The 14,887-nt window shown below is 59.2% G+C and carries 14 protein-coding genes; 8 read left to right on the top strand and 6 right to left on the bottom strand.

Features of this window, described 5'->3' with window-relative positions:
* Positions 1–72: 72 nt before the first annotated feature.
* The gene (locus H6F75_RS03185; RefSeq protein WP_190749175.1) at positions 73–1,413 is read right to left on the bottom strand and encodes an efflux RND transporter periplasmic adaptor subunit; all 1,341 of its coding nucleotides are present in this window, start codon (positions 1,411–1,413) and stop codon (positions 73–75) included.
* 135 nt (positions 1,414–1,548) lie between these two features.
* Here H6F75_RS03185 and H6F75_RS03180 point away from each other — a divergent pair, with 135 nt between their 5' ends.
* The 3 genes from H6F75_RS03180 to H6F75_RS03170 all read left to right on the top strand — a co-directional run bounded on the left by H6F75_RS03180 (position 1,549) and on the right by H6F75_RS03170 (position 4,940).
* A complete protein-coding gene (locus tag H6F75_RS03180) occupies positions 1,549–2,649 on the top strand; it encodes a Gfo/Idh/MocA family oxidoreductase (RefSeq protein WP_190749173.1) in 1,101 nt (366 codons plus the stop codon).
* A gap of 136 nt (positions 2,650–2,785) precedes the next feature.
* Positions 2,786–3,583, top strand: a complete 798-nt coding sequence (locus tag H6F75_RS03175) for a hypothetical protein (RefSeq protein ID WP_190749171.1) — start codon at positions 2,786–2,788, stop codon at positions 3,581–3,583.
* A 250-nt stretch (positions 3,584–3,833) separates the two neighbouring features.
* Positions 3,834–4,940, top strand: a complete 1,107-nt coding sequence (locus H6F75_RS03170) for a VOC family protein (protein WP_190749169.1) — start codon at positions 3,834–3,836, stop codon at positions 4,938–4,940.
* Positions 4,941–5,051: 111 nt separating this feature from the next.
* On the opposite strand, the gene H6F75_RS03165 is transcribed toward H6F75_RS03170, so the two are convergent.
* Positions 5,052–5,660: a CPP1-like family protein gene (locus tag H6F75_RS03165; RefSeq protein ID WP_190749168.1), complete on the bottom strand. Its 609-nt coding sequence runs from the start codon at positions 5,658–5,660 to the stop codon at positions 5,052–5,054.
* A 301-nt stretch (positions 5,661–5,961) separates the two neighbouring features.
* Between H6F75_RS03165 and H6F75_RS03160 the strand changes: the two genes are divergently transcribed.
* Positions 5,962–7,572 (top strand): sodium:proton antiporter, encoded by a 1,611-nt coding sequence (locus H6F75_RS03160; protein WP_190749683.1) that lies wholly within the window; start codon positions 5,962–5,964, stop codon positions 7,570–7,572.
* 34 nt (positions 7,573–7,606) lie between these two features.
* On the opposite strand, the gene H6F75_RS03155 is transcribed toward H6F75_RS03160, so the two are convergent.
* Complete coding sequence (locus H6F75_RS03155) at positions 7,607–8,284, bottom strand: TrkA family potassium uptake protein (RefSeq protein WP_190749166.1); 678 nt, start codon at positions 8,282–8,284, stop codon at positions 7,607–7,609.
* Between the two features lie 183 nt (positions 8,285–8,467).
* Here H6F75_RS03155 and H6F75_RS03150 point away from each other — a divergent pair, with 183 nt between their 5' ends.
* The 3 genes from H6F75_RS03150 to H6F75_RS03140 all read left to right on the top strand — a co-directional run bounded on the left by H6F75_RS03150 (position 8,468) and on the right by H6F75_RS03140 (position 11,632).
* Positions 8,468–9,277, top strand: a complete 810-nt coding sequence (locus tag H6F75_RS03150; RefSeq protein WP_190749164.1) for a glucose 1-dehydrogenase — start codon at positions 8,468–8,470, stop codon at positions 9,275–9,277.
* Positions 9,278–9,485: 208 nt separating this feature from the next.
* The gene (locus H6F75_RS03145; RefSeq protein WP_190694544.1) at positions 9,486–9,914 is read left to right on the top strand and encodes a photosystem I reaction center subunit II PsaD; all 429 of its coding nucleotides are present in this window, start codon (positions 9,486–9,488) and stop codon (positions 9,912–9,914) included.
* 188 nt (positions 9,915–10,102) lie between these two features.
* Positions 10,103–11,632: an anthranilate synthase component I family protein gene (locus H6F75_RS03140; protein ID WP_190749162.1), complete on the top strand. Its 1,530-nt coding sequence runs from the start codon at positions 10,103–10,105 to the stop codon at positions 11,630–11,632.
* A gap of 25 nt (positions 11,633–11,657) precedes the next feature.
* Here H6F75_RS03140 and H6F75_RS03135 read toward each other — a convergent pair whose 3' ends face one another.
* Positions 11,658–12,398, bottom strand: coding sequence for a hypothetical protein (locus H6F75_RS03135; RefSeq protein WP_190749159.1), 741 nt, complete (start codon positions 12,396–12,398; stop codon positions 11,658–11,660).
* A 193-nt stretch (positions 12,399–12,591) separates the two neighbouring features.
* On the opposite strand from H6F75_RS03135, the gene H6F75_RS03130 reads away from it, so the two are divergent.
* Positions 12,592–13,527, top strand: a complete 936-nt coding sequence (locus tag H6F75_RS03130; RefSeq protein ID WP_190749157.1) for an S-layer homology domain-containing protein — start codon at positions 12,592–12,594, stop codon at positions 13,525–13,527.
* A gap of 62 nt (positions 13,528–13,589) precedes the next feature.
* Here the strand turns inward: H6F75_RS03130 and H6F75_RS03125 are convergent, their stop codons facing one another.
* Both H6F75_RS03125 and rpsF read right to left on the bottom strand, forming a co-directional pair.
* A complete protein-coding gene (locus H6F75_RS03125) occupies positions 13,590–14,111 on the bottom strand; it encodes an Npun_F5560 family protein (RefSeq protein ID WP_190749681.1) in 522 nt (173 codons plus the stop codon).
* Positions 14,112–14,418: 307 nt separating this feature from the next.
* Positions 14,419–14,805 (bottom strand): 30S ribosomal protein S6, encoded by a 387-nt coding sequence (gene rpsF / locus H6F75_RS03120; RefSeq protein WP_190749155.1) that lies wholly within the window; start codon positions 14,803–14,805, stop codon positions 14,419–14,421.
* Between the last annotated feature and the right edge of the window lie 82 nt (positions 14,806–14,887).

The raw sequence follows: 14,887 nt of genomic DNA, 5'->3' as shown, positions 1-14,887 counted from the left end.
GGGTACTGACAAGGAGACTTGAGCGGTCATCAGAGGCATCCTATTTACGGGTCTGGGGCACTTGGCAGCTTGCTACTGCTGTTGGCGGACGGTGATATTTTCGAGGGATTTGCCGGGGGGTAGATCGACAAAGACGCGATCGCCCTCCTCAATACCATCAACAATTTGAATTTGGTCGCCCACCTGAGGGCCCAGGGTCACGGGCTGAAACACAATATCGCGGTCATCACCGGGCACCAGCACCCCGCTTTCCCCCGCCTGGGTTACCACCGCCACCGTGGGTACCACCAGGGCATCGGCCAGCTGATCGCCGACAAAATTCACGTTGACATTCATGTTCGATCGCAGAATATCTTTGCCGTCGATGAGCTCAATCTGCACCTGAAACAGGGTGACGCTTTGCCGCTCGATCGCCTCGGGGGCCACCAGCTTAACCCGGCCAGCAAAAGTCTGATCTGGAAAGGCATCGGCCACCACTTCTACCGTCTGCCCCGGCTCGATTAGGGCAATATCGGCCTCGGGCACCTCGGCCAGCACCTCTAGATCTTCGGCTAGGGCCACGATCGCCGTAGAGGTGGCCGACGACAGCTCGGAGGCCGAGGTGGTGGGGGTGACAAAGGCACCTTCGGTAGCAAATTTCTGGGTAATAATGCCGCCAAAGGGGGCGCGAATTAAGGTTTCATCCTGGCGAATCTGGGCCCCGTCGAGCTGGGCACGGGCCTGGGCCAGGCGGGCTTCGGCCTGGGCGATCGCCTCCTGGCGCGGCCCACTGCGCAGGTCATCCACTCGCCGCTGCGACTCGGTGACGCGGGCCTGGGCCTGCTCCAGGGCCGCTTGGGCGCTGCGCTGCTCACGGGCGGCAGTGTCGAGATCCGTCGCCGCCACCGCTCCTCGGTCAAACAGCTGCTGGCGGCGAGCCAGGTCGCTGGTGGCAAGATCCAGCCGAGCCTGGGCATCGCGCACCTGGGCGCGGTTGGCCTCAACGGTCGCTTCGGCCTGGGTAATTTCGTCGGGGCGGCTGCCCTGGCGCAGCTCGGCTAGGGCGGCTTCGGCCTCAGCCACGGCGGCCTGGTTTTGACTCACCTGGGCAGCGGTGTCGCGGCTTTTCATGCGGGCGATCACCTGGCCAGGCTGAACGCGATCGCCCTGCTCTACGAAGAGTTCTTCCAAAACCCCAGCATTCTCAGGGCTAAGGTTCACCGTCTGCACGGGTCTCACCGTGCCGCTAGCCGCCACCCGCACCGTCAGGGGCTCGATCGCTGCCGCCGTCGTAAAGGCCTCGACATCGTAAGCGCTTTGGCGGCTGCGCCAAACCCCAAACCCGACCGAGCCCGCCACTACGGCCGCCGCTGCCAGCCCGGCCAACAGCCACACCAGCGGACGACGCACCTTACCAATCAAGGGAAACTGCATAAAAACTTTTAGATTTTGGCCAGAACTAAACTGCTCAGTTTAATTGTAGCGATCGCAGCTCGCCCCTTACCCTGGGATAGGGCATTGGCTATCTAGCCGGCCCCCTGCATTGATAAGGGCAAAGATGAGGTCGCTATGGCAGAAACTCCGATTCAGGTGGCAGTGGTGGGCACTGGCTTTGGCCAAAAGGTTCATATACCAGGGCTGCAGGCCCACCATCGCACTGAGGTAGTCGCGGTGTATCACCGCGATCTGGCGAAAGCGCAGGCGATCGCGGCCGAGCACAGCATCCCCCACGCCTGCGACAGCGTGGAGGCGATCGTAGCCCTGCCCCAGGTGCAGGCGGTGACCGTCGCCACCCCGCCCTTTCTGCACTACTCCCAGGCCAAAACCGTGCTTGAGGCAGGCAAGCACCTGCTGCTGGAGAAGCCCACGGCGCTGTCGGGGGCGGAGGCCGAGGCGATCGCCGAGCTAGCGCGCGATCGCAATCTAGTCGCCACCATGGACTTTGAATTTCGCTTTGTGCCCGCCTGGCAGCGGCTGGCCGAGTTGCTGGCCGAGGGCTACGTCGGCAACCTGCGCTTCGTCAACATCACCTGGACTGTGCCGGGCCGCGCCGACCCTAGCCGCCCCTGGAACTGGTATTCCCGCCAAGACCAGGGGGGCGGTGCCCAGGGGGCCTTTGCCTCCCACAGTTTCGACTACATCACCTGGCTGTTTGGCCCCATCCAGCGGCTCAGCGCCCGCCTCAGCACCGCCATTCCCCAGCGACCCGACCCGACCGGCAAGCTTCAGCCGGTAGATGCCGACGACACCTGTAGCTTGATCCTCGATTTGGCCAACGGTGCCCCCTGCCAGGTGGCAATCAGCTCCGTCACCTACGCTGGGCGGGGCCACTGGGTCGAGGTCTACGGCGACGCTGGCACCCTGGTGCTGGGCAGCGACAACCTCACCGACTACGTCCACGGCTTTAAGCTCTGGGGCAGCAAGGGAGGCACAGCCCTCGCAGAACTGCCCATTCCCGATCGCCTCCAGTTTCCCACCACCTATAGCGATGGCCGCATTGCCCCCTTTGTGCGAGTCGTCAATCACTGGGTCAGCGACATCGATCGCGGTCAGGTCACCGAGCCCTCGATTTGGGATGGGGTGCGATCGCAGCACCTGATGGATTTAGCCCATCAGTCCCACCGCCAAAATGCCTGGGTTGAGGTGCCCAAACCCCTATCTCAAGTGTAGAAATGTTCCTGATTTAGGCAGGCCTGCCGTTCAGAGTTGGGGGTAAAGGGTATCCTCAGGGCATCCTTAACCTATAAACGGTGCAGCGTTCCAGCCGGTTCTATCGCCTCCTCCCTAGCCACCGCCCCGGTGATCCATGTCGTTTCAAAGATATCCCTTAGCTACGGTCCAAAAGGTTAGCCAGTTTATTCGCGAAACTCTGGTGCTCCCCCCCCACGAACAGCAGCCGAGCATCAGCGGAGAAGAGGTAGACGATGGTCCCCTACCAGACTCACTCAACGCCCTAGGTGACCTGTTTCGAGTCGGAGATATGCCCGAGGACAACGTTCCGGCCCCCAACACCGAGGGGCGCTGGTTTGTCAGTACCCTTGACCCGGCTGAAGCTCTAGTCAAGCTGCCCGGCCTGTGGATACGCCCTGGCATCCGCCTGGTGACCTACCTGCGCCAAGATGCCAATGGCGGCATGGGCGCTACCGTTGCTCTACCCGGCCTGCTTAGCACCACAGAATATTTAGACGACGCGATCAGCAAAGTGACCACCCCCGACCAGGTTCCCAGGCCCATGGGAGCCCTACCCAACCTGATGGCGGGCATAGACGGCGACGGTTCGCTGGCATCCTTTCTGGCAGCCTCAATCTTTACCCGCGAGGTGCGGGAGTTTGGCCGCTTCAACCGCTACGCCCGCTGGGTGCACCATCGCTTTGTGGCCGCGCCTCCCCAGCAAATTCCCTGGCAGTGGCGCACCAAAATCCCTGAAGACTTTTCTCCCAAAGTAGTGCTCCGTCAGGATGCTGAGATTATTGTCGAGTTTTACACCTGCCGCGTACAAAAGCCCATCGCCCTCTTTCGCCATCTCGATCGCTACCCTCCCAACAGCTACACCGCCGAAAACCAAGATCAGGTGATAGCGGTGGCGGGGAATGCTGCAGGCTAGGTGGGCGCGGCAGGCGGTTAACTAGAAAAAATTGCTGCTTGGTCAAAGCTGACTGCGGTTTCTTCCGGCCGATCGCGGTGAGAGATTGGGTCGGAAGAAATGCTGTCTGAAACTAGCCCTTGAAGCTGTAAAAAAGGCATTGAAAACAGCAGGTTATTAAGTGTCTAAACGAAAATATTCTCAGGGGTGAGCCTTGGAGGGGTAGGTTTGTGCTCCAATAACAGCGGGATCAGCACGGTGACATAGCCCTATGGAGTTCAACCATCTGAGTTTTTACGTGGATGAGGTGGCCCTCTGGCGCGACTGGTTTATCCATGCCTGGGGAGGTGTTTGGGCTGGCCCAAACACCTCCCCAGAGCAATCGGCCCCAGACCAGGCCCTAGTCTACCTGGGGCAGGTGCCACTGCTGATTGTGGCTGTGCCCTCGACAGTCACTCAGTATTTGCAACAACACCCGCCGGGCATTGGCGATATTGCCCTTCGAGTAGCCGACCTCGATCAAACTCTGCGTCAGGTGGTGGCTGCCGGGGGCAAAGTCATCCAGCCCATCCAAACCGACGCTTGGGGACGAGGGTGCTGGGGGCAAATTCAGGGCTGGGGCTCTCTGAGTCACACCCTGATGGAAACCTGGCAGGGAGAGGTTTGGGTGCCGGGCATTGCCCCTTGCGATCGCCAGCAGTCAGCTTACCCCAGCAGCCTGGTGACGGCGATCGACCACGCCGTAGTCAACGTGCCCACCGGAGAACTGGCCCAGGCGGTGGCCTGGTACACCAGTCAGCTAGGCTTTCAACCCCGGCAGCGGTTTGCAATTGATACCTCCCGCTCGGGTCTGCGGAGCCAGGTACTGGCCCATCCTCAAGGCAGCGCCCAGCTCCCCATCAATGAACCGGCTACGGCCAACTCCCAGGTACAGGAATTTCTCGACTACAACCGAGGCGGCGGCATTCAGCACGTGGCGCTTCACACCGAGGATATCGTCCATACGGTAGAGCAACTGCGCCGTGGGGGAGTGAGCTTTTTGCCGGTGCCCCACAGCTACTACGAAGCCCTTGGGCAACGCCCGGGCTACCAAACCCAGGGCGATATGCCGTCAGATTGGCTCAGCCAGCGGGAAGCCGCCATTGCCCGACTGCAAATTTTGGTGGATTGGGATCCTCATCTGCCCCAGGCTCGCCTGCTGCAAACCTTTACCCAACCCTTTCTAAGCATTCCCACCGTCTTTTTTGAGCTGATTCAGCGGCAGGTGGTGCGGGTCAACGGCGACCTAGCCCAGGCCCAAGGGTTCGGGGAGCGCAACTTTCAGGCCCTGTTCGAGGCCATTGAGCGGGAGCAGATGAAGCGGGGAAGTCTCGCCTAGGATGAGGCTAAAGAATAACAAGGTCTAAGGCCTTGGGCATAAGGTACAGGGCTAAATCTTGAGCCTTACACCCTATACCCTAAACCTCGAACCCTTAACGATCGCCGACGGCTAGCGCAGGAAGCTGCTGACCGTCCACAGCGCCAAGCAAGTGACCGCTGCCGCGATCGCATCAGGGGTAGCCCAGGCAAATTGCGCGCCCTGGGGAATGAGCAGCTGCCCTACGGTCATACCGAGGGCCAGACCGGCGGCCAGACCACCGATAGTGAGCAGCACCGATCGCCAGAACTTGTTTTCTTTGCGGTTGAGAAAGTAGATGGCAGCACCAATGGCTACCGCCAGCGATAGCGACGGCGCGGCGAAACCCAACAGGGCTAGCCCTGCATAGGTTACGGCAGGCCAGAGAATGTCGTCGCGGCTGGGGGTGTCGACCAGGCTATTCAGCCAGTCGGGTCGGGGCAAGGAGGGGGTAGCTTTAGCCAGGGGCGGGGTTTCGGGTACGTTTTCGGCAAAGCGAATGCGATCGGGCACCTTGATCTTGCCCTCTTGGCGCAGGCGCAGGCGTTCCATCAGGATGGCGTCATAGGCCGCTTCGACAGCGGCCTGCTGCTTGGGCTCTTCGGCATAGTGATCGACTAGGCGATCGCGGGCCGCCTGAATTTCTTCAAAGGTTGAGGCTTCAGTTAACCCCAGCAATTCGTACGAATTTTGGTCGCTCATCTGCAAAACTCCAAAACCCCCAGACAACTTGACAACAACAGCCTGCCCTGATCAGATCGAAACCCAAGCCCCACAGCAGTTGCCTAAACCCAGTGTAACCAGCGACCCCATAAATAGGGAACACCTGCCTAAATGGGTACTCCCCTAGGGCCTATCTTACGGCCTAGACTCCCTGAGAGAGCCCCACGCAATTTTTGTTTGTGTCGTGCAAGGGTAGAGCTCACCCCCTAGGATGGGCCCTAGTATGGGTAAGAGTTTTGGCGTTTTGCGGATATTTGCCCCGATGGGTACAACGTTAGCGATGGGTTTGTGGCTGGCCGAGGAGCCGTTGGAGGCCGGGGCACTGGCAAATACCACCAGCGACGTTACTGGCTTGGTCAATGCCCTGATCGTGCTGCTGCTGATGGCTACAGTGGTCGCCCTGATTACCCGACGGCTGCGCATTCCCTACGTGGTGGGGCTGGTGCTGGCGGGGCTCAGCATTACTCAATCGGTGCTGCCGGGGTCAGTGGGGCTCAATCCAGAGATCATTCTCAACCTGTTTCTGCCCATTTTGATTTTTGAAGCAGCCATTAATACCGATATTAGTCGACTGCGCAGCACCATTAAGCTAATTGCCTTGATCGCAGGGCCGGGGGTGCTGCTGGCCGCGATGATTACCGCCGCCATACTCCAGTGGGGGCTGGGATTGGCAACCATCACCGCCGCCGCCATCGGCGTGATTTTGACCATTACCGACACGGTTTCGGTCATTGCCGCCTTTAGAACGGTGCCGGTACCCCCTCGACTGGCCACCATCGTGGAGGGCGAGAGCCTGTTTAACGACGGCACGGCCCTAGTGCTGTTGGGCATCATCACCACCGTTCACGTGCAGGGCTCGTTCACGGTGTGGGAAGGGTTGCAGCAAGCAATTATCGCCTTTGGCGGCGGCGGGATCCTGGGTCTGGGCCTGGGTTATCTGTGTGTGGGGCTATTTCAACAGCTCGACGATGCGCTCAGCAACATTTTGCTGACGGTGGCAGTATCTCTGGGCACGTTTCAGATCGGGCACGAGATCGGCGTGTCGAGCGCCATCGCCGTCGTGGTCGCCGGTCTGGTAATTGGTGAACTGGGCTTTCGCCAGACCTCGGCCTCGACTAAGGTCACCCTGCTCAACTTTTGGGAGTATGCGGGCTTTGGGGTCAACACCTTTATCTTTTTGCTGGTGGGTATTGAGGTCGATCCAGGGGTGCTGCTGCAAACCATCCCTGCGGCGCTGTTTGCGGTGCTGGCCTATCAAACCGGCCGCGTTCTGACGACCTACCCACTGCTGTACCTGCTGAGCTTTTTTGATCGCCCCCTGCCCCTGCGCTGGCAGCACGTGCTGATTTTAGGCAATGTCAAAGGGTCGCTGTCGATGGCGCTGGCGCTGAGCTTGCCCGCTGACCTGCCGGGGCGATCGCAGGTGGTTGCCCTAGTGTTCAGCACCGTGTTGGTGTCACTGGTGGGTCAAGGGCTAACCCTGCCATGGCTGGTGAAGCGGTTGCGGCTCACGGTCCCTTCGGCAACCAGGCAGCACCTCGAGACGCTACAGCTCAATTTGATCGCCGCCAAAGCGGGACAGCAGGAGCTAGCCGCCCTGCTGCAATCGGGCAGTTTGCCCAAAAATCTCTACGAAGAGCTGTTTGCCGCCTACCAGGCCCAGATCGCCAGCGCCGATCGCGACCTGCGTGACTTCTATAACCAGCGCACTCTCAACGACGCCGATCGCCTCGAAGACCAAAGCCACTTAGACGGGCTGCGCCGCCGCCTTTATCTAGCGGAGAAGGGGGCCGTCAACGACGCTCTGCGCAAGGGATTGCTATCCGAAGAGACCAGCCAGTCCTACGTGAGAGCCCTCAACGAAAAGCTGCTTGCCCTCAAAGATGACTGAGCCCAAAGAACAATGTCGTCGAGCGCCCTAGCCCTTAGGAGCAGAGCCCCATGAAATCGAGCATCTGTCGCACCAGACCGGGCTTGGTCACCGCCAGAATAGTCGACCCGCTCTCAAGTACCGTGCTGCCGTTGGGAATGGTTAAATCTTCGTGGGGATGGGCCTGGTAGCCGATGATTAGCGTGCCTGCCGGGAAGCGAGTATCTTGAGCAATTTCGGCCACGGTGCGCCCGACGATGGTGCACTGCTGCGGAATGGGCAGCTTGAGCACTTCCACCTGGCCCTGCTCAAAATGCATCATGGCCTCCACCTGGGGGTACTCAATAGCGTTCACAATGCGGTTGATGGTGAGTTCGGTGGTGCTCACGGTGTGAGTCGCCCCCGCCAGCTGGTAGGGCTCGGCAAAGTCGCGATCGCTCATGCGCACCACCGTCTGGGGCACCCCATAGTGCTTCGACAGGGTGACGATCGCCAGGTTGAGAGCATCCTCGGGCAGAGCCGCAATCACCGCGTCGGCTTTGCGAATGCCTGCCTCCAGCAGAGTAGTGGTATTCACAGCACTGCCTTCAAAGGCCATGACACCAATCTTTTCGCGGGCATACTGGCAGGCCAGCGGGTCAGGGTCGACCACGGCCACGGTGTGTCCCTCTCCCAACAGGGTTTTAGCCAGGTCAAGGCCCAGCATGCCAGCGCCGCCAATCAATACGTACATGCACAACCCCCTTAAGATGTAGTAGCCACGCTGGACTGAGGGATATAACCCCCTGGGGGGATATACCAAAAATCAGCCTTTTAGTATGCTCACCGCATCCATTGTAGGGACGCAGGCCGTTGTCTGGTCTAGGCCACAGCCTTTTCCCCTTTCTGCCCATTCTTCATCCTCCGGAGCTACCCCATGAAAGGACTTGTCGGCAAAACCGCGCTGATCACTGGCGCTTCGTCGGGCATTGGCCAGGCGATCGCCGTTCGCCTAGCTGAGGAAGGCTGCAACATTGTGATCAACTACCGCAGCGACAGCGATGGGGCCGAAGACACCCGCCGCCAGGCGATGGAAAAAGCCTGTGCCGATGTTGAGAACTGTGGCGTCAAGGCGCTGCTGCTCAAGGGCGATGTCTCTAAGGAGGAAGATGCGATCGCCCTGGTGCAGCAGTCTATCGATCACTTTGGTCAGCTCGACATTCTGATCAACAACGCTGGCGTTCAGGCCGACAGCCCTTCAGAGGCGCTTGAGGCCGACAGCTTCGATTGGGTGTTAGGAGTCAATCTACGGGGTGCTTACCTATGTGCTCGCGAAACCATTAAGCACCTGCTGGCCCACAACCGGCCCGGCAGCATCATCAATATTTCTAGCGTGCACGAAATCATTCCCCGACCCCAGTACCTCAGCTACTCCATTAGCAAGGGGGGCATGGGCAACATGACCCGCACTCTGGCCCTGGAATATGCGGCCAAGGGCATTCGAGTTAACGGCATTGGCCCCGGGGCCACCGTCACCCCCATCAATGACGAATGGACCGACGATCCCGCCAAAAAAGCTGAGGTAGAAAGCCACATTCCCATGGGTCGGGCCGGCACCAGCGAAGAAATGGCCGCCGCTGTAGCGTTTCTGGCCTCCGATGAGGCCGCTTACATCACCGGGCAGACCCTCTACATCGATGGTGGTCTCACCCTCTACGCAGACTTCAGGGAAGCCTGGTCGGCCTAAAAAGGGGTGCAAGGTTCAGGGTTTAAGGGGCGACCGTAAGCCTTAAACCCTAAACCTTGCACCTTACACCTCACCATCAACGGATCCACGCATTCATCAAGTCTTCCAACCCTTACCTGAAGAACTGTTACACTTCCTCAACAATCGGTATTACCCCCTGCTCTTGCGATGATACGATGCCCATCAAACGGTTGAGAGATAGGACTTCATGACTGAATCGCTAACAGGTCAAACACCTATTTTTGGAGGCAGCACCGGCGGTCTCCTCACCAAGGCTGCGGTCGAAGAGAAATACGCCATTACCTGGACCAGCCCCAAGAAGCAGGTTTTTGAAATGCCCACCGGCGGCGCTGCCTTCATGAACGAAGGGGATAACCTTCTTTATCTGGCCCGCAAAGAGCAGTGCCTCGCCCTTAGCAGACAGCTGCGCAACAGATTTAAGCCCAGAATCGAAAACTACAAGATCTACCGCGTTTTTCCCAACGGTGAAACCCAGTATCTGCACCCCGCCGACGGCGTCTTCCCTGAGAAGGTGAACGAAGGACGTGCGGCTGTGGGCAGCATCGGACGCAACATCGGGGCCAACCCCGACCCGTCTACCATCAAGTTTAGCGGTAAGACCACCTACGAGGTCTAGGCCCTTTTGGCTCGGTTTGCTGAGCCGATTGCTACCAAGTTCTGACTGTGACTGTTGTGTTGTAAGGGGGCGTAGCTGCGGCTAGGCCCCTTTTGCTATCTAGCCTGGTTTGCCATTGGGTTGGCGATCGCCCCCTCTGCCAGCCTTTGAACATTGCGCTGCCCCGCTCGCGCTGTAGAATAAGTGCCATGATTTTTCCAGCCTTTGAGCAGTTTCAAACCTACGCCACCCAGGGCAACTTCGTGCCTGTATACCAAGAGTGGCTGGCCGATCTCGATACGCCAGTGTCAGCCTGGTACAAAGTCTGTGCCGGACAGCCCTACAGCTTTTTGCTGGAGTCGGTAGAGGGGGGCGAAAGCCTGGGCCGCTACAGCTTTTTGGGCTGCGACCCACTGTGGGTGCTGGAAAGCCGGGGCGATCGCGCTAGCCAAACCCACCGCGACGGCACCGTGATTGAGCACCAAGGCAACCCCTTTGATACCCTGGCCGACTGCCTCGCCCCCTACCAGCCGGTAAAGCTGCCCGCCCTGCCCGCCGGCATTGGCGGCCTGTTTGGCTTCTGGGGCTACGAGCTGATCCGCTGGATTGAACCCACGGTGCCCGTTTACCCCCTCACCCCCGACGACCTGCCCGACGGTCTGTGGATGCAGGTGGATAGCCTGTTGATTTTTGACCAGGTACAGCGCAAAATCTGGGCAGTGGCCTACGCCGACCTGCGCTACCCCGGTACGGATGTGCAGGCGGCCTACGAGGGGGCCTGCGATCGCGTCCAGCAATTACTCCACAAGCTCACATTGCCGCTCCCCCCGGCCCAGACTGCCCTGGCTTGGCGCCCGCCCCATCGCGACGCGGCCCCAGTAAACTACACCAGCAATCGCACCCCGGCTGAATTCTGCGCCAGCGTTGAGCAAGCCAAGGCCCATATCCAGGCTGGAGACATTTTTCAGGTCGTGATTTCCCAGCGGTTAAATACCACCTATGAGGGCAACCCCTTTGATCTGTACCGCTCGCTGCGGCAGATCAACCCCTCCCCCTACATGTGCTACTTCAACTTTTACGACTGGCAGCTGATTGGCTCTAGTCCCGAAGTCATGGTCAAGGCTACCTTGGCCGACGACCCTAGCCAGCCCCGCGTGGCCACGGTGCGCCCCATTGCCGGCACCCGCCCGCGAGGCAAAACTGCCGCCGAAGACACCGCCTACGAACAGGACCTGCTGGCTGATCCCAAGGAGCGGGCCGAGCACGTCATGCTGGTTGATCTGGGCCGCAACGACCTAGGCCGCGTCTGTCTCAGCGGCACGGTGCAGGTCGACGAGCTGATGGTGATTGAGCGCTACTCCCACGTCATGCACATCGTCAGCAACGTGGTAGGCCACCTCAGCCCTAGCAAAACCGCCTGGGATCTACTCAAGGCCTGCTTTCCAGCAGGCACCGTCAGCGGTGCGCCTAAAATTCGCGCCATGCAGATCATCCATGACCTAGAGCCCTGCCGCCGCGGCCCCTACTCTGGGGTTTACGGCTACTACGATTTTGAGGGGCAGCTCAATACCGCCATCACCATTCGCACCATGGTGGTGAGGGCGCTGCCCGAGGGAGGTCATAGCGTTGCGGTGCAGGCCGGGGCCGGACTGGTGGCCGATTCTGTTCCCGAGTCAGAGTACCAAGAAACCCTAAACAAAGCCCGAGGCATGTTGGAGGCGATTCGCTGCCTGGGCTAGCTCTGTCCAACGGCGCTCATCGCACCTAACCGCAGCCTTCAGCCCAGGTTACCGACGGAAACTGCCCGGCGCGAAACTGGGTAACGCGGCCCTGATCATCGGTTTCGAACACCAGGCGATAGACGTCTTCACCGGGATCTTGGGGGGTAAAAATGACGGTTTTGCCGAGGGTTACCGGGTTGGCGGCGGCCTCTAGCTGCTCACCATAGACCCGCACTAGATCTTGCTCGGTCGAACCAATTCGGATGCCGCTGCGGGTAGTTGTCAGACTGCCTGGCCAAATATCGATCCGCAGCACCCGAGCGTCGATAGCCATCAGCCCAAGGGGTTCCCCATGGTCTTTAATACGGTAGTACTGACACTGACCATTGCTGGCGTCTTCGATCAGGACTGGGGTGAGCCCTTTCGCCCGCAGATCGTCTAGCTCCATACCGATGCGAATGGGACCGAGCCCCGTAGTCTTGAGAGGTGCTGCTAGCAGCGCCAGGGTTGGCACAACATCGGCATCGCTCCCAGGGGCTAAGGCAATCGCTCGCTGCATCACCCGTAGCGAGCTGAGGGGAGCGAGCACACCGTCAAGTAGAGTGCCGGCCTGGGAACTGTAGGAGGGCAATGCTTGAGTGGTAGTCGCAGTGGTTCCAGCAAGGATAGCCTGGGCCTCTCCCTGGGACCGTTGGCCATAGCTAGCTGCCACCAGCCCGACTAGGGAGGTAAAGGCCACGATCGCAGCCAGAGATCCCCGGCGTTTTTGTTTCCCCTTGACCATTACTCCTAAGTCCGATACATGGCTTAACCGGCAACAGACTGGCGGCATTACGTGGAACGCCGCCAGCCAGCCAAAACTTACGCTAGACCCAAACCGGCTCAACCCCTAGGCAAGACTTATCATAGGGGGACAAGTCTGGTCAATAGTGTGACCTAACCTCGCTTTAGTGTAGCAGCCGCAGTCATCTGTCCCCATGCCATTGCGTCCTTTGCCTCGGCGATCCCAGATGCCGTCAACTCGTCGCCTGCGGTGGCACCCGCTAGTACCCGTCGGACTGGTGGCGATCGCTACCGGCCTTACCCTAATTGCCTGGACCAGCAAACAATCCGCAGACGCTGGCGCTACTTTGATCCCAGCCACCAGCCCGATGCCGGTGCGGGGCCTCAAAGGGTTGTTTCATCGTCACCCTCAAGGGTCACCGCTGACGGTGCCGCCCCCGGTGATACCTCAGCCCCTGCCGCCTCAGCAGGCCTGGCCTGAGCTACCGCTGGTGCAGGCCCAGCCCGACTTTAACGACCTCAACACCGAGCACTGGGCCTGGCCGCTGCTGGCCGACCTGGCCCGGCGGGATTTAGTGTCGGGCTTTCCCGACGGCACCTTTCGCCCTGGAGCAGCGATGACACGGGCTGAGTTTGCCGCTCAGCTGGCCCAGCTCTTTAATCTTCCCCCCGAGCCCTCCCCGCTCCCTGTGCAGACCTCATACCCAGATTTAAAGCCAGATCACTGGGCCTACAGCAGCGTGCAAAAGTCAGTAGAAATGGGGTTTCTCAACGGCCATCCAGAGGGGGTTTTCCTGCCCAACCAACCTATCAGCCGCATACAGGTGATCGTGGCCTTGGCCAATGGGCTAGCGCTAACGTCTAGCCGCGCCGCCACCGAAGCGTTGGTGCCCTACGCCGACCGAGAGCAGGTCCCAATCTGGGCGATTCGTCAGCTAGTTGCGGCTACGGAAGCAGGCCTGGTAGTCAACTATCCAAAAATTACTACGCTGGCTCCCAACCAACCCGCTAGCCGGGCTGAAGTAGCCGCCATGCTGCACCGATCGCTGGTGTATACAGGCAGCCTACAAGCTATACCCTCGCCTTACGTCGTAGAAAAGGCCGAGTTGCCAGCATGGCAAAGCTATTGAGTTACAGCCCTGCCCTAGTTAAGGCACGCCGATAGCTAGAGGAACTACCCCAGAAGTTTTCTCTAAAACGACGGTAGCGAGATACCGTCTAGGCCATCCTGCTCTAGGGTAGGCAGCTCTAACCGCTGGCTGCGGCGGGTACGCATGGCCAAGCGGTAGCTGACGCTTTGAAGCTCGGCCTGAAGCTGACGATTTTCGCGCTGAATTTCGGCTACCCGCTGCTTAACCGCCGCCATGCGGTCAGCAAACTTTTGTCGATAGACCGTGGGCAGTTCTTGTACGACCTGCTCCAACATGCGGGTGCGATCGGTCAACTCTTGCACCGTTTGCCGCAGCTGCAGCACTTCACCGTCGCGCTCTTCTAGCTGCCCCTGGTAAAAGTCAATCTGCTTTTCAACCCCCCGCAGCTGATCGCGCAGAGCCGTCATCTCCGCCTGGTGCTGCTCAGACATCTCGGGGCTGGGCACAAACCCAGTGTTGCCTTTCACTAGGCGAAACAGTTCTTGAGAAAGCTGCTGCACCAGCTGGTCACGAATGGCCAGCTCAGATTCGAGCCGGGCAATTTCTGCCTGCTGCTCGTTCATATCAGCATATGAAGACTGCGCCACAAGATTACTCCCACACCAAACGACTAACCTGCTACCCGATGCACCAAAAGCCTGAACTATGCTCTCTATCCCGGCTCAACTAGCTGCACCCAAAATAATGTTGGGTGACCACAGCAAGACTTTGGCAGGGTTGGATTGAGTTGCTGCTAATTTATAGCACCTGTTTGAAAAGTTGGCACACTCAAAATTAAACTGGCCGACCTCTAAATCAAAGCCGCTGGTCAATCTCTTCCCTAAGGCAGACTGACCAGCGGCAAATAGGCATTTTACGGTGAAGTCAGTTCTACTCTTCTTCGCCAGTAGCAACGGTGGCGTCGTCGGCGGCAACGGCGGCAACGGCCTCAGCGGGTTCTTCGACCGCTTCAGGCAGAGGTTCGTCAGACTCTTGCTTAACGGTCAAAAAGCGAATAACTTCCTCACTCAGACGCATGGCGCGCTCGAGAGGTGCGATCGCCCCCCCAGGCCCGGTATAGTTCATCTGAATATAGATGCCTTCGCGGTGGCGATTAATTTCGTAGGCCAAACGGCGCTTGCCCCGGTGCTGGGTCTCCAAAATTGAAGCACCCTGGTCCTTCAGCATGGTTTGATATTTGCCAATAGTCGCATCAATCGCCTCATCATTTAGATCGGGGCGCAGGATGTACATTGTCTCGTACATGTAGGCTGTCATGAAAACTCCTTGTGGACATAGTGGCCTTTGCAGCCAAAAATAGGCATAAATAAGCCTTTGCAGCCGCTTAGCCACTCGCTTA

Source organism: Nodosilinea sp. FACHB-131 (assembly GCF_014695395.1).
GTDB lineage: Bacteria > Cyanobacteriota > Cyanobacteriia > Phormidesmidales > Phormidesmidaceae > Nodosilinea.
This window is presented reverse-complemented; position numbering and strand designations above follow the sequence as displayed.

Bases quoted from the DNA above. Each gene is read 5' to 3' on its own strand.
- H6F75_RS03185 (WP_190749175.1), bottom strand. From the start codon at position 1,413: ATGCAGTTTCCCTTGATTGGTAAGGTGCGTCGTCCGCTGGTGTGGCTG.
- H6F75_RS03180 (WP_190749173.1), top strand. From the start codon at position 1,549: ATGGCAGAAACTCCGATTCAGGTGGCAGTGGTGGGCACTGGCTTTGGC.
- H6F75_RS03175 (WP_190749171.1), top strand. From the start codon at position 2,786: ATGTCGTTTCAAAGATATCCCTTAGCTACGGTCCAAAAGGTTAGCCAG.
- H6F75_RS03170 (WP_190749169.1), top strand. From the start codon at position 3,834: ATGGAGTTCAACCATCTGAGTTTTTACGTGGATGAGGTGGCCCTCTGG.
- H6F75_RS03165 (WP_190749168.1), bottom strand. From the start codon at position 5,660: ATGAGCGACCAAAATTCGTACGAATTGCTGGGGTTAACTGAAGCCTCA.
- H6F75_RS03160 (WP_190749683.1), top strand. From the start codon at position 5,962: ATGGGTTTGTGGCTGGCCGAGGAGCCGTTGGAGGCCGGGGCACTGGCA.
- H6F75_RS03155 (WP_190749166.1), bottom strand. From the start codon at position 8,284: ATGTACGTATTGATTGGCGGCGCTGGCATGCTGGGCCTTGACCTGGCT.
- H6F75_RS03150 (WP_190749164.1), top strand. From the start codon at position 8,468: ATGAAAGGACTTGTCGGCAAAACCGCGCTGATCACTGGCGCTTCGTCG.
- H6F75_RS03145 (WP_190694544.1), top strand. From the start codon at position 9,486: ATGACTGAATCGCTAACAGGTCAAACACCTATTTTTGGAGGCAGCACC.
- H6F75_RS03140 (WP_190749162.1), top strand. From the start codon at position 10,103: ATGATTTTTCCAGCCTTTGAGCAGTTTCAAACCTACGCCACCCAGGGC.
- H6F75_RS03135 (WP_190749159.1), bottom strand. From the start codon at position 12,398: ATGGTCAAGGGGAAACAAAAACGCCGGGGATCTCTGGCTGCGATCGTG.
- H6F75_RS03130 (WP_190749157.1), top strand. From the start codon at position 12,592: ATGCCATTGCGTCCTTTGCCTCGGCGATCCCAGATGCCGTCAACTCGT.
- H6F75_RS03125 (WP_190749681.1), bottom strand. From the start codon at position 14,111: ATGAACGAGCAGCAGGCAGAAATTGCCCGGCTCGAATCTGAGCTGGCC.
- rpsF (WP_190749155.1), bottom strand. From the start codon at position 14,805: ATGACAGCCTACATGTACGAGACAATGTACATCCTGCGCCCCGATCTA.